Genomic DNA, 14,165 nt, shown 5'->3' with positions numbered 1-14,165 from the left:
ATCTTCTAATATAAATATAGGATACACAATGGCATTTAACTTCTACATTCTTTCTAGCATTATTGGATTTATATCTTTTCTAATTACATTCTATCTATACATAAAAGAAAAAAGTTTGAACCAACAATATATTTTCTTAGCCGATAACTATAGAAAAATCCAAGAATCCCATAAAAACTTAGAACTTAGTAGTACGATTTTAAAGACTCGCTATGAAGAAGAACAAAAATCTTCTATAGAAAAATTAAAAGTATTACAAGATGCAAAAGATGAACTCTCAAATGAGTTTAAACTTTTAGCAAATAAAATATTCGAAGACAAGGCTAAACAATTTAGCTCTTCAAATAAAGAACAACTTGAACTACTTCTAAAACCTTTTCGTGAACAAATAAGAAATTTTTCTATTCAAACAAAAGAACAATTTATATCGCAAACAAAAGAAGGAGTTCTTCTTAAAGATGAACTGTCGCGTTTAAGAGATATGAACTCACAGTTATCAAGTGATGCACTCAACTTAACAAATGCACTCAAAGGTGAAAATAAAACGCAAGGTAATTGGGGAGAAATAGTTTTAGAAAGTATTTTAGAACAATCTGGATTAAGGAAAGATCTAGAGTATGAACTTCAAGCAACTTTAAAATCTGAAGAAGGTAAGAGTTATAGACCAGATGTAATTATTCATATGCCACAAGAACGCGATATAATTATAGATTCGAAGGTGTCACTTGTTGCATATGAAAGATTTATAAATGCAGATGATAAAAAGATAAAATCAGATTCACTCAAGGAACATATACTTAGTATTAAATCTCATGTTAAAGGTTTGAATGAGAAAAAGTATGAGAAGTTAGAAGGTGTAAATACACTTGATTTTGTACTACTATTTATGCCAATTGAAGGTGCTTTTTTATTGGCTCTTGAACATGATGGAGAATTTTTTAAAAGTGCATATGAACAAAATATACTTGTTGTTTCTCCCTCAACACTTTTAGTTACACTAAGAACTATAGAACATATTTGGAGAACACAGAGACAAGAGGAGCATGCTCTAAAAATTGCAACTGAAGCAGAAGGAATGTATGAAAAACTTGTTGGTTTTGTTGATGAGATGCAAAAAATAGGCACACATCTAAATAAAGCTCAAGAATCATATGACAAGTCAATGAATAGACTCCATACTGGACGAGGAAATGTTATTAAAAAAGCTGAAAATATTGTCAAGCTTGGGATTAAACCTAAAAAAGAATTAAGTATTAAAAGTGAGGAAGAGTAGTTGAATATACAAACATGTTACAGTTATGAAAAAAAGTTTACAGATACTAATGAAAAAGATTTATTAAGAATAATAGAAGAAGAAATAGGTGATGCCGATGTAGCGGGAACACTCCTATATATTAAAGAAGTCATTAAAAATTCAAAAACAATTAGCGTTGGTAGTTGTAAATTTAAATTAAAGGAAAGTAATGTTTCTTAGTCCAGATATAGCAAAACTTTTATTAAGAGTGAGTCTAGGTGTTTTAATCTTGTTTCATGGAATTCATAAAGTAATTTATGGAGTAGATGGAGTTAAAGGCATGCTCAGTAATGTTGGCCTTGCTGAGTTTTTCGCTAATGGCGTTTATATTGGAGAGGTAATAAGTCCTATATTTATTATACTTGGTCTTTATGCTCGAGTTGCTTCTTTAGTCTTGGCATTTAATATGCTTGTAGCTATATTTTTAGCTTATGGATTTAGTTTTTCTTTGTCGAAGTATGGTGGCTTAGGAATGGAATCACCACTTATCTTTTTTATAATGTCTCTTGTAGTCTTCCTGCTTGGAAGTGGAAGATATGGAGTTAATTCGAAATAGTCTAAGGGTGTTTTACTTTTAGTTTTGAATTAAGACTCCATCCTATGAGAAGCATTAAAATTCCTACCGCATATGCAGGTAAGAAAGAATAAGTAAACGCGACATAAACTAACCAGAGAAGAATAGCACCGAGTGGAGTAGGGACTCCAGTGAAATATTTGTCAACTGACCCAGCATCTGTATTTATATTAAAATGTATTAGTCTTCTAAGACCTGCAATTACATAGTAAATACTAACGATAGCAGCAGGTATGAGAAAAGTACTCTCAAGTGAAGTTGTATAAACAGCTTGAAAAATTAAAAAGACAGGAACAAGTACAAAACTTAAAAAGTCTGCAAAACTGTCTAGCTGCACCCCAAATTCATTACTTAATTCATATTTTCTAGCAATTTTACCATCAAAAATATCAAAAGCACCACCCACCCATGCTAAAATAATTGCAAGAGTAAAATTATTTTGAGTAATAAAATAAGTAGCCGTTAGACCAGCAGAAATGTTAACAAAGGTAAAAAGGTTTGCTAAGTTAAATTGAGAAGAGGGTGTCCATAAAAATTTCATACTAAAAGCCTTAAAAATATTTCTGACATTATATCTAACTTAAATGCAAGATTAAAAGAGTAACTAAAATAGTATAATGATAATAGATATCAATATTAATTTGTCTCTAAGTAAATTATTGCTATTATTCCGAAATAAGGTCAAGTGAATGATAAAAATAATGAAAGCTTCTTTAATAACTGTAATCATGATACAAATACTTGGTGCAGCAGATATAGAAGAAATAGATACATTAGAAAAAATGTTTACTAATGCATCAGTAAGTGGTGAAATAAGGTTTATATCTGCTGGTGAACACCAACCATCACCAGCAATGGATAGTACTTATACAACTGCTATTGGTGGTATGCTTAAGTATGAGTTGGCTGTATTAAATGGCTTTAATGCAGGGTTTGCATTTAGAACTTCTCAAGACATTGGTGTTGCAACACATGAAGCTAGTATAACTAAAACTTCTGGTAATTCAAATCTATCTTCATCAGCAGGTGTATATACTAAACTAACAGAAGTTTATGTTAATTACAAGTATAATGGTTTAAATATTAGACTTGGTCGTCAGGTGATAGATACACCCTTGGCTGATAGTGATGATTGGTCTATGAATTCAAATAGTTTTGAAGCTTACATTGCCACTTATGAATATAGTGACTTTAGTTTTATGGCTGGAAATCTTCAAAATTGGCAAGGTACTGACGCTGGTCTTGATAACTCTTGGGTCAGTCATGGTGAAAATGGAACCTACTTAGTAGGAGTTATATATTCACAAGCCTTTGATATGAGTGCATGGTATTATGATATTTCAGTAAAAGGTGCAGAGACAAAAGCTATTTATTTTGATGCTTCATATAGTTATGAGTTTAATAAAAATATTTCATTAAATAGTTCCATTCAATATATTAATCAATCACAGGTAAATAATAGTGGAGTGGAAGCAAATATTTATGGTGCTTTAGAAGAACTTGCTGTCTATGGTGCGACAATAAATGTAGCTTATAGCAAATCTCTTGAAAATATAGATAAAAAAAGTTTTAGTGGATTTGGTGGAGGAGTGCTCTACACAAGTATGAATATTATGATTTTAGACGTCATAGCACAAGATAGAGAAGCCGATGCATTTATGGCTATGATTAACTATAACCTTTTTGGTGCCGATATTTATTATGCTTATACAAACTTCATAGGTGGAAAAAATAGTTTAGGAAAAGAAGAACACATCGTTGAGCGTGATATTGGTGTTAATTATGCATTTAATGATAACTTTGAATTAGTGTCAGTTTATGTAATAGAAGAAGATTTCAAAAGTAGTGTGAAAACACCTAATGATTGGGAACGTTTTCAGGTAATGTTACGATATACATTTTAACTGGTAATGATTATAATTATAAAATATTCTGAGAGGAAACAATGAAAACATTAAAAGATTGCAAGAAAGCATGTAGAGTTAAAGTTGTTAAGCTAAATGCAGATACTGATTTAAAGCAGAGATTAATTTCATTTGGAATTATGAAAGAAACAATAATAGAAGTAATAGAGTACTCACCAACAAAAAGTACAATAGAAATTAAAGTAGGCAAAATGAAAATAGCTCTCAGAGCAAATGAAGCTCAAAAAATAGAGGTAGAGAAGATATGAATGAAGATATGAAAGCCTGTCCAATAACTGCGAAACACATCAAAGTGGCTCTTGTTGGACAGCCAAATGTTGGAAAAAGTATGCTTATAAATTCTGTAGCGAACTCACATTTACATGTTGGAAATTTTTCGGGTGTAACAGTAGATAAGACAGAAGTAATTTTTGACTATAAAGATTACAGCTATACAGTTGTTGACTTACCGGGAACTTATGCTTTTACGGATTATACTATTGAAGAGAGAGTAACACATGATTATCTTAGTGCCCAAGAGTATGATATTATCATTAATGTAGTAGATTCAACTAACTTAGAAAAAAACCTACAACTTACGTCTGAACTTTTAACAATGAGTAAAAAAGTAGTAATCGCTTTAAATATGAGCGATGAAGCAGACAGAGAAAATATTCAAATAGATGAAAATTATATGAGTGAGTTAATTGGTGTCCCTTGTGTAAAAGTATCAGCAGTTACAAAACTTGGAATTGAAGAGTTAATAGAAACTGTTAGTTTAGCCAATGAAACACCAAACAATGGTTCAAAACTTATATTTAGCGAAGCTGTAGAAGAAGAAATAGCTCGTTTAGTTTGGTACCTTGATAAACATAAGTATGAGTCTGTTAATTCTTATAGAAACATAGCAATTAATATTCTCAAAAACAATAAACGAACATATGAAAAACTTCATGATAATCCTATATGGACTGAGCTGCAACCTATTCTTATAGATGCAAGTAGACATATAGAACTACATCATGATAGTGATGATATAAAAGAATGTTTTGCTGAAGAGTATGCCTCTTTTAATAGAGGTGTTGTCGCTGAAGTAGTTAAGAGTAAGTTGCTTGAAGAAAAAGTGACAATGACAGAAAAAATAGATTTTATTCTTATTCATCCAACTTTGGGAATACCAATCTTTTTATTTTTAATGTGGGGTCTTTTCCAATTGACATTTGAAATTGGTGCGATACCAATGGATTACATAGATATGTTCTTTTCTTGGTTTGGCAATACAATAGGTTCAACAATTCAAAATGAGGATATACGTTCTTTGATTGTAGATGGAGTAATTGCGGGAGTTGGAGCAGTTGTACTTTTTGTGCCAAATATTATAATACTTTTTATAGGTATAGCACTTTTAGAGAGTACGGGTTATATGTCACGTGTTGCCTTTTTACTTGATGGCTTTTTCCATAAATTTGGTTTGCATGGACAAAGTTTTATCCCACTCGTGACAGGATTTGGCTGTTCAATACCCGCCTATATGTCTGCAAGAATACTTAAAAATGATAGAGATAGATTACTTACTCTTTTTATCATAGGCTTTATGTCATGTGGAGCAAGACTTCCCGTTTATGTACTTTTTGCAGGTGCATTTTTTAGTCCTGAAATGGCTGGAAATGTTTTATTTATTATTTATATAAGTGGAGCTATGTTTGGTTTAGTTGCCGCGAAAATATTAAAGCTCACTGCGTTTAAAGGGGTCGATGAACCTTTTGTTATGGAAATGCCTAAGTATAGACTTCCCTCCGTGAAGTTAATTTGGCATACTGTTTTAACAAAAACAATGATGTATCTTAAAAAAGCAGGAACATATATCGCTGCAGCTTCTCTGCTCATCTGGTTTTTAAGTAATTATCCACATAATCAAGAGTTGGAAAAAGAGTATAACTCTAAAATAGAAATTGCAGTGAGTGAAGATAAAAAGTTTGTTTTGCAAAACCAACTTGCAGAAGGCTTACTTGAACAGAGTTATTTAGGAACTATTGGAAAGTTCTCTGAGCCTATATTTGCTCCACTTGGCTTTGACTGGAAGATGAGTGTTGCTCTTCAAACTGGTCTTGCTGCGAAAGAAGTAGTAGTATCAACACTTGGTGTATTGTATGCACTTGGTGGAGATGTAGATGAATCAAATAGTTCTCTGGTTAATGCTATATCAAAACATATATCTTTGGCTTCTGCTATTGCATTTATTATTGTTGTCATGATTTATTTACCATGTCTAGCAGCCTCAGTTGTATTTACTCGTGAAGCAGGACATATTAAATACTTTTTTTATCTTTTTATGTTTACATCAATAATTGCTTATGTAATGGCATTTCTAGGGTATAATATTACATTATTAGTAGTGTAGAAAGTATCCTTAAGCGATGAGTTTTACATTAGAGTTTACCAAAACATTAATAAACTCTGATAAGATGTAACTATGAATAAAATACTAATGATTGAAGATGATTTAGAACTCGCAGAGATACTTACAGAATATCTTGAGCAGTATGAGTTTAAAGTTATCACAGAAGATGACCCCTTTAAAGCAGTAAGCATTCTAAAGCTTGAACCATATGATTTAGTAATCCTTGACTTAAGTCTTCCAGGTATGGATGGTCTTGAAGTCTGTGAAGCAATTCGTGAACGCCAAGATATTCCCATAATTATTTCCTCAGCTAGAAGTGATGTAAATGATAAAATAAAAGCATTAGAACTTGGAGCAGATGACTACCTTCCAAAACCTTATGATCCAAGAGAATTAGAAGCAAGAATTCATTCTGTACTCCGTCGTTATGAGGCAAAAAGTGAAGAAAAGGCAGAATCTAAAAGTGATTTTAAATGCGATAAAGCGACAATGGTGATAACCTATAAAAGTCGTAATATCGATCTCACTAATGCTGAATTCGGGATACTATCTTATATGATAAGTAAACAGGGACTTGTAGTTTCACGTGAAGACCTTATACATAATGTTAATGCTATTAATGAAGATTCTTCAAATAAAAGTATAGATGTAATGGTTGGCCGTATACGTAATAAACTTGGCGATAAAACCCTCATAGAATCAGTTCGCGGTGTTGGCTATAAGCTCTTAAAATAAACTATAGGTCTCAAATGAAACGCCATGCTGTCCTCATAACTATTCTCTTTGCACTTACTGTTTCGCTTGCAAGTGTAAGTGCAATATTTTGGGAGTTTTATAAGCTAAATAAGCAACAATATATAGACCATATCTTTACAAAATATTCTGTTATAACTCAAATCTATCGTAACCATCAACAAAAAAATCATTCAGAAATTATGTTAGACGCTAATCTCGCTGTTTACAAGATGCAGATAACAAAAAATGAAGAAGAGCAAAATTGTGTAATTACTAATGGAAAAATTCTTAAACGCGAAGGGTTTGAAAGTCTGAACTCATCATTTTTGATAGATGGAGGGGGAATTTATCGAAAGGATATAGTTACAAAGTTACGTGCAACAATGATAGAACATAAACAGGGTATATATTTTTATATACAAACACAATCTGCAGGTATCTTGATAAAGGATGGCAGTTTAAAGGTTTATAATTATCTTAGTATGTTTTATACATACATCACCATTTTTTTGATAATAAGTACTTCTTTTGTTCTGGTCCTTCAAAAACTACGTCCACTTATTAGACTCAGAAGAAAGATAGCTCTTTATGGTGATGGAAATATGGATATATCCTTTAAGACAAAAAGTTATGATGAAATAGGGCTTGTATCTAATGAGATAGAATCGACTAGGCAGTATGTAAACAATCTTCTCGAGTCAAGAACACTTTTTTTGAGAAACTTGATGCATGAACTAAAAACACCGATTGCTAAAGGTACTATTGCTACACAGATGTTAGATTCACAAAAGCAACGTGATAGATTTAGCTCAATATTTACAAGGCTAGAAAATTTAGTAACGGAATTTGCTCTTATAGAAGAGGTAACGAGTATAGATGATAAACGCGACTTTAAAGAGTATCGACTCGTTGACATCATAGATGGGGCAGTAGATATATCAATGGTCGATAGAAGCAACGTCAACATTGATATATCATGTGATACAAAAATAATGGCGAACTATAGACTCTATTCAACAGCTATAAAAAATATGATAGATAACGCCATGAAGTACTCAGATGATTCAAAAATCAAGATTTTACTACTAAACGATGAACTTAGTTTTGAGAGTAAAGGACAGTGTTTATCTAATCCTTTAAGTTACTACATCGAACCATTTACTAAAGATAATCCATCCAAAAATAGTTTTGGTTTAGGTCTATACCTTGTAGATTCTATACTCAAAGCACACGGAGAGGTTTTAGCACATGAGTATGAAAATGGAGTGAATCGTTTTATTTTTGCATAAGTTTAAAGATGTAAACTATAAGAATGAATAATTATAAATACTTCTTAGGAATTTTTCTTGCACTCTCTTTTTTTTCTTTTGGTTGGGTAAGTCATGCTTCTTATGAACCAGGTAAAAAGATAGGAAAACTTTCATTACTAGATAAAATAAAAAAACGAAAATCCTTGAATGTAGTTTTACTTAATGGTCCTTCTACATATTATATAGGAACACAAGACTCTCAAGGTTTTGAATACGATCTTTTAAAAGCATATTCAGATTCTTTAGGAGTTAAACTCAATATTACAGCTGTTCATACTGTAAAAGAGGCACTAGAGCTTAGCAAAAGTAAGGATATTGACATAACCTCTGCTTCTATTGCTAAAACAGTATTGAGAGAAAAAAAATATAATTTTGGTCCATCCTACTTTGAAGTACAAGAGCAGGTTGTCTGCCATCGTGGAATGCTTGGAAGTCCACAGTTTCCCAGAGATGTTGAAGAGCTAGCAGGATTAAGTATTGTTGTTGGAGCAGAAACTAGTTATAGTGAGACAATAAAATCATTACAAAATGATGGTTTTGATATTAATGTAAGCTTGAGTGAAGACTACTCTACTGAAGAGTTATTAAGTCAAGTCTCCTCACACGAGATAGATTGTACTATTGCTGATTCTAATATTTATGCTTTAAATTTACGATATTTTCCTGAAATTGCTTTAGCGTTTTCTATTAGTGGACGAGAGCAGTTAGCTTGGATACTTCCTGAGGGGTCAGAAGAACTTGAAAAAGATATGTATTCATGGTTAAACTCTTTTAATCAACAAGGAAAAATGTTACAGCTAAAAGATCACTACTATAGCTATGTTCTCTTTTTTGATTATTATAATACAAAGATGTTTTATAAACGAATTAAAAGTAGACTACCAAAATTTAAAAAGTATTTTGAGGAGGCTGCTACTCGTTTTAGTATACCATGGAGTCTTTTAGCAAGTATGTCTTATCAGGAATCTCACTGGAATCCAAATGCAAAAAGTTTTACAGGAGTAAGAGGCTTGATGATGCTTACTCAAAGTACTGCAAAAATGTTAGGTGTTACAAATCGACTTGATCCAAAAGAGAGTATTAAAGGTGGAACGAAACACATCAAACATATGCTTAAGTATGTTCCAGAAGAAGTACAGGGGGACAATAGACTTAAGTTCGCACTTGCTGCTTATAACATAGGGATGGGACATGTGAGAGATGCTCAAAAGCTAGCAGTAAAACTGGGTCTGAATAAAAATGTTTGGAGTGACTTAAAGATAGTACTTCCTCTCTTATCAAAAAAGAAGTACTACAAAACTTTAAAGTATGGTTATGCAAGAGGTGCTGAACCTGTAAAGTATGTAGAAGCTATTTATAACTACAGAGAAATACTAGATAATGGAGATATAGCTATTCTTCCGTAGAATCTTCATTGTTATTTGATAGTTCAGCTAAAAAAGCTTCCATATCATATTTAATTCTATACTCTGGAGTCATTATGTGTATAAGTACATCACCTAGATCAATAACAACCCAGTCTCCACTTTCATCAACATTATTGAAATTTTCAGACGGTTTAAGACCATTTTTAAGGTGGTCTAAAAGAGCAGTTGTATGTCTCAGACCAAGTGATGATGCGATTATTGCATAATCTACAAAGTAGTTTTTCTCTCGTAAATCAAAAACTTCGATAGCTTCTGCTTTGTTCATATCTAGAATGTTAGTGATTGTTTCTATTCTATTATTCATTGTTTTCCTTGTAATATTGTTGAATTTTTTTTGCCATTTTTTTTGATAGTTTAGCGATATCTATCTTTTTTCTAAGAGCTGATGAAGATATCTTTTCATCTACTTCCAAAGTGATGAAATTTTCAGAAATCTCAACTCCATCTCTTTGTGCAACTATAAATGTAACAAGTTCTTTTAACTCATCAAACTTATACCAACTTTGTAGTTTCTCTAAGTTGTCAGCACCTATTACTAAGTATACTTTTTCATAAGTTTGAAGTAAAAACTTCACACTTTGGATAGCAGGTACTTTTTTGTTTTTATCTACTTCATAAGAGCTAACACTTACTCTCTCATAATTAGAGTAAATCTCTTCTAGCCAATCTAAACGCAATGAAGCAGGGGCAGTTGAGACATCCTTAAAAGGATTTAGAAAAGTCGGCATTATTATGATTTTATCAATATAGTTTAAATCTAAAAGAGCTTTTACAACTGCTTCATGACCGATATGTGGTGGGTCAAAAGAACCACCATATAATGCTATGTTTTTCATTTAAAGCGAATTATAGCTTATTTTTGCTAAAATAGCCCAATTAAAATATATATAGGATAGATAATGGCACTGAAAATAGCAATTAATGGATTTGGAAGAATTGGTCGTTGTGTTGCTCGTATAGCAGCTACAAGAAACGATGTAGAGATTGTAGCTATTAATGATATGGCAAGCATGGATATGATGCTGTACCTTTTAAAAAATGATTCCGTTCATGGTACTTTTAAAAGTGACATTATAGAAATAGATGATGATAACATTAGCATTGATGGTCATAAAATCAGAGTTTTTTCAGACCGTGATCCTAAAAATCTAAAGTTTGCCGATTGTGGTGCAGATATGGTTTTAGAGTGTACAGGTGTGTTTTTAACACAAGAGTCAGCTCAAGTACACATAGATAACGGTGTGGAGAAAGTTCTTTTTTCTGCTCCTTCAAAAGATACAGCTACTGATACTTTTGTAATGGGTGTTAACCACGAGTTATATGATGGTCAAAAAATAGTTTCAAATGCATCTTGTACTACAAACTGTTTAGGTCCTGTTGCAAAAGTTTTAGATGATGCATTTGGAATTGAAAAAGGTCTTATGACTACAATTCACTCATACACAAATGATCAAAATATCTTAGATGTAAAACATTCAAAAGATAAACGCCGTGCTCGTGCAGGTGCTATAAACATGATCCCAACAACAACAGGTGCAGCAAAAGCAATTAGCCTAGTGATGCCACAGCTTAAAGGTCGTTTACATGGTCAATCTGTTCGTGTACCAACACCTGATGTTTCTATGGTTGACTTAAATGTTGTTGTTAAACGCGACACTACAAAAGAAGAAGTGACAAAAGTATTTAATGATGCTGCAAATGGTTCACTTAAAGGTCTTTTACTGATGGATAAAGAGATGAGAGTATCTCAAGACTTTGTTGGTTGCGAATATAGCTCTATTGTTGCAGAGGATTTAACACAGGTTATCGGTGGTGATATGGTTAAAATAATGGCTTGGTATGATAATGAGTGGGGCTATTCAATGCGTTTGATTGACATGGCACTTCACATCAGTAAATAGGAATTTTTAATTGGAATTATTAAATATAAAAGAATTAGACTTAAAGAAGAAAAAAGTATTTATTAGATGTGACTTTAATGTTCCAATGGATGAATTTGGAAATATTTCTGATGATAGACGTATTCGCTCTGCTATAGCTACGATAAATTACTGTTTAGATCAAGATTGTGCGATTATATTGGCTTCTCATTTGGGCCGACCAAAAGGTGAGGCCAATGAAAAGTACTCACTTACTTCTGTAGCAAGAAGACTACATCATCTTTTAAAAAGAGAAGTTGTTTTAGCGAATGATGTTGTAGGCTTAGATGCAATGGCTAAAGTAAAAGCCCTCAAATGCTGTGAAATACTTCTTCTAGAAAACCTTCGTTATGAATCTGGAGAGACAGAGAACTCAAAAGAACTTTGCGAAAAACTCGCTTCAATGGCAGATGTTTATATAAACGATGCATTTGGAGTAAGCCATCGTGCACATGCTTCAGTAGAAGGAATTACACATTTCTTTGATGAGAAAAGTATGGCCGCTGGTTTTTTACTTGAACGTGAGATTCGTTTTTTTGGTAAACTAATCGATGCACCAGTACGCCCTTTCGCAGCTATAGTCGGTGGAAGTAAGGTTTCTGGAAAACTTGAAGCTTTAGTAAACTTACTTCCGAAGGTAGATAAAGTTTTTATTGGTGGAGGGATGGCATTTACCTTTTTAAAACAGATGGGGTATGACATAGGAGCTTCACTAGTAGAAGATGACTTATTAGAAGAAGCTCAAAAGATTATGGACGAAGCTAAAAAACTTGGTGTAAAGTTTTACCTCCCAGTAGATGTTATCGCAGCTGACAAATTTTCAGAAGATGCGGTTATAAAAATAGTAACATCTCAAGAGATACCAGATAACTGGATGGGACTTGACATCGGTCCGGCGACTGTAAGACTTTACCGTGAAGGTTTAGCTGATGTGCAAACTGTACTTTGGAATGGCCCAATGGGTGTTTATGAGATGGATAAGTTTGCACGTGGATCTTCAAAGATAGCAAATTTTGTAGCTGACTCATATGCTACAACTGTTGTTGGTGGCGGTGATACTGCTGACTTAGTGCAACGTATAGGTCTTGATGACGAAATGAGTTTTATATCTACAGGTGGTGGTGCTTCTTTAGAACTACTTGAAGGTAAGATTTTACCAGGTGTAGTACCTCTTATTAAAAAGTAGGATAGAAAATGATTATTGCAGCAAATTTAAAGACAAACTTTACGAGAACAGAGACTAGAGAATATATAGAGAAAACTGAAATTTTTATAAAAGAGACGAAGACTACTCAAGAAGTTCTCGTTTTTCCTGCAATGTCATCATTAGATTCATTTGACACTAAACTTATACAGGGTGCACAAAATGCTTACCCAACAATAGATGGTGCATTTACAGGTGAAATAGGTCTGAAACATTTAGAAGAGTTTGGCATTAAAACTATTTTAATCGGACATAGTGAACGTCGTCATATATTTGGCGAGTCACAAGAAGAATTAGTGAAAAAGTTCAACTTTTACAAAGACTTAGGCTTTAAAATAGTTTACTGTGTAGGTGAGCCACTTGAAAAACGCGAGGCTGGAAACACTGCTATGATGGAGTATATATCATCTCAATACGAGGGGATAGATACTGAATATGAGAACCTCATTATTGCTTATGAACCTGTTTGGGCTATTGGAACAGGTCTTACTCCTACCTTTGAAGATATAGAAGAAATACATACTGCACTTAAGAAAAAGTCACTTGCATCCTTACTTTATGGTGGAAGTGTAAAAGTAACGAATGCTAAGGATGTTTTAGCTATTGCTAATGTTGATGGTATACTAGTAGGCAGTGCAGCACTCTATGTAGAGCACTTTTGTAATATGATAAGTTTCGCAGAAGAGCTTTCTGTGACTGATCACCCTGTGAAATCTCAAAAAAATTCTAATATCTATCCTAATAAAGAGTGATACGGCTACACTTATTCACACAAAGAATACAAAGGTCTACAGTTAAAGAGACAATTGATGATGAGAACATTAGGCTTAGAGCTGAAAACAAAGATCTCAAACAAGAGCGTGATATTTAAAAAAAGGAAGCGGCATATTTTGCAAGAGAAGTTCTGTAAAATATGCCTGGATCAAAGAAAATAAATTGAACTTCAGTATAACAATTATTTGTAAAGTTTTGAAAGTTAATGTGAGCAGCTATTATCACTGGGTTAGAACAGGTTGTATAGTTCAAAAGGTTGATGAAGAGCTGAGTAATCTCATCAAGAGCATCTTCAAAGCTGACAGAGAAGCTTACGGACAAAGACGGATTAAAGAAGCCCAACGAATCGTATGAACAATAAGTTTGCATATAGAGCATCTTCCATCCTTTGAACACTTAGGTTGTAATATTTTTGTACAAGGAGTATTCTAAACATTAAAACATTAAAACATTAAAACATTATCATAAGCAGGCGATCCAGTTGCATTCTTTCCACCTTTACCATTCTTATTTAGTATTGGTCTGAGTTTTTCAAAGTTTATAATTGACTCTCGCTCCTTTAGGAATGAAGTCACATTATTAAGTCTTGATGTTATTGCTATATCTGAAAATGTGTTATTTGT

At 32.8% G+C, this 14,165-nt stretch carries 15 protein-coding genes and 2 pseudogenes; 12 read left to right on the top strand and 5 right to left on the bottom strand.

From position 1 onward, the window contains the following. Window positions 1-28: 28 nt before the first annotated feature. The 3 genes from HOG88_RS01395 to HOG88_RS01385 are packed head-to-tail and all read left to right on the top strand — an operon-like array spanning window position 29 to window position 1,850. Entirely contained in the window at window positions 29-1,273 is a 1,245-nt protein-coding gene (locus HOG88_RS01395; protein WP_295002363.1) for a DNA recombination protein RmuC, read from the top strand. Next, window positions 1,274-1,474, top strand: coding sequence for a hypothetical protein (locus HOG88_RS01390; protein WP_295002361.1), 201 nt, complete (start codon window positions 1,274-1,276; stop codon window positions 1,472-1,474). Further along, a complete protein-coding gene (locus HOG88_RS01385) occupies window positions 1,464-1,850 on the top strand; it encodes a DoxX family protein (RefSeq protein ID WP_295002359.1) in 387 nt (128 codons plus the stop codon). Before HOG88_RS01390 ends, HOG88_RS01385 begins: the two co-directional genes overlap by 11 nt. Window position 1,851: 1 nt before the next feature. On the opposite strand, the gene HOG88_RS01380 is transcribed toward HOG88_RS01385, so the two are convergent. Then, a complete protein-coding gene (locus tag HOG88_RS01380) occupies window positions 1,852-2,409 on the bottom strand; it encodes a CDP-alcohol phosphatidyltransferase family protein (protein WP_295002357.1) in 558 nt (185 codons plus the stop codon). Window positions 2,410-2,557: 148 nt separating this feature from the next. Here HOG88_RS01380 and HOG88_RS01375 point away from each other — a divergent pair, with 148 nt between their 5' ends. The 6 genes from HOG88_RS01375 (at window position 2,558) to mltF (ending at window position 9,624) form a co-directional block, all read left to right on the top strand. Beyond that, window positions 2,558-3,772 (top strand): hypothetical protein, encoded by a 1,215-nt coding sequence (locus HOG88_RS01375; protein WP_295002355.1) that lies wholly within the window; start codon window positions 2,558-2,560, stop codon window positions 3,770-3,772. A gap of 41 nt (window positions 3,773-3,813) precedes the next feature. Further along, window positions 3,814-4,041 (top strand): FeoA family protein, encoded by a 228-nt coding sequence (locus HOG88_RS01370; protein WP_295002353.1) that lies wholly within the window; start codon window positions 3,814-3,816, stop codon window positions 4,039-4,041. Beyond that, complete coding sequence (gene feoB / locus HOG88_RS01365) at window positions 4,038-6,173, top strand: ferrous iron transport protein B (RefSeq protein WP_295002351.1); 2,136 nt, start codon at window positions 4,038-4,040, stop codon at window positions 6,171-6,173. The genes HOG88_RS01370 and feoB overlap by 4 nt, the downstream gene beginning before the upstream one ends. Window positions 6,174-6,245: 72 nt before the next feature. Continuing rightward, the gene (locus tag HOG88_RS01360; RefSeq protein ID WP_295002349.1) at window positions 6,246-6,908 is read left to right on the top strand and encodes a response regulator transcription factor; all 663 of its coding nucleotides are present in this window, start codon (window positions 6,246-6,248) and stop codon (window positions 6,906-6,908) included. A gap of 14 nt (window positions 6,909-6,922) precedes the next feature. Further along, window positions 6,923-8,197 (top strand): ArsS family sensor histidine kinase, encoded by a 1,275-nt coding sequence (locus tag HOG88_RS01355; protein WP_295002347.1) that lies wholly within the window; start codon window positions 6,923-6,925, stop codon window positions 8,195-8,197. A 23-nt stretch (window positions 8,198-8,220) separates the two neighbouring features. After that, window positions 8,221-9,624: a membrane-bound lytic murein transglycosylase MltF gene (gene mltF / locus HOG88_RS01350; protein ID WP_295002345.1), complete on the top strand. Its 1,404-nt coding sequence runs from the start codon at window positions 8,221-8,223 to the stop codon at window positions 9,622-9,624. Here the strand turns inward: mltF and rsfS are convergent. Further along, entirely contained in the window at window positions 9,611-9,949 is a 339-nt protein-coding gene (gene rsfS, locus HOG88_RS01345) for a ribosome silencing factor (RefSeq protein WP_295002343.1), read from the bottom strand. The genes mltF and rsfS overlap by 14 nt on opposite strands. After that, window positions 9,942-10,481, bottom strand: a complete 540-nt coding sequence (nadD, locus tag HOG88_RS01340; protein ID WP_295002341.1) for a nicotinate (nicotinamide) nucleotide adenylyltransferase — start codon at window positions 10,479-10,481, stop codon at window positions 9,942-9,944. The genes rsfS and nadD overlap by 8 nt, the downstream gene beginning before the upstream one ends. A gap of 63 nt (window positions 10,482-10,544) precedes the next feature. On the opposite strand from nadD, the gene gap reads away from it, so the two are divergent. The 3 genes from gap to HOG88_RS01325 are packed head-to-tail and all read left to right on the top strand — an operon-like array spanning window position 10,545 to window position 13,520. Then, a complete protein-coding gene (gap, locus tag HOG88_RS01335) occupies window positions 10,545-11,546 on the top strand; it encodes a type I glyceraldehyde-3-phosphate dehydrogenase (protein ID WP_295002339.1) in 1,002 nt (333 codons plus the stop codon). A 10-nt stretch (window positions 11,547-11,556) separates the two neighbouring features. Further along, window positions 11,557-12,750 (top strand): phosphoglycerate kinase, encoded by a 1,194-nt coding sequence (gene pgk, locus HOG88_RS01330; protein WP_295002337.1) that lies wholly within the window; start codon window positions 11,557-11,559, stop codon window positions 12,748-12,750. A gap of 8 nt (window positions 12,751-12,758) precedes the next feature. Next, window positions 12,759-13,520: a triose-phosphate isomerase gene (locus HOG88_RS01325; protein ID WP_295002335.1), complete on the top strand. Its 762-nt coding sequence runs from the start codon at window positions 12,759-12,761 to the stop codon at window positions 13,518-13,520. 356 nt (window positions 13,521-13,876) lie between these two features. Here HOG88_RS01325 and HOG88_RS01320 read toward each other — a convergent pair. Together HOG88_RS01320 and HOG88_RS01315 are read right to left on the bottom strand one after the other, a co-directional pair. Next, window positions 13,877-13,990, bottom strand: a pseudogene (locus HOG88_RS01320) (transposase); the annotation flags it as partial. Beyond that, window positions 13,986-14,165, bottom strand: a pseudogene (locus HOG88_RS01315) (hypothetical protein); the annotation flags it as partial. The pseudogenes HOG88_RS01320 and HOG88_RS01315, both read right to left, overlap by 5 nt.

Origin of the sequence: Sulfurimonas sp. (assembly GCF_018698455.1) — a bacterium.
Taxonomy (GTDB): domain Bacteria; phylum Campylobacterota; class Campylobacteria; order Campylobacterales; family Sulfurimonadaceae; genus Sulfurimonas.
Note: the sequence above shows the minus strand (reverse complement) of the source record. Positions and strands in the feature narration are given on the sequence as shown.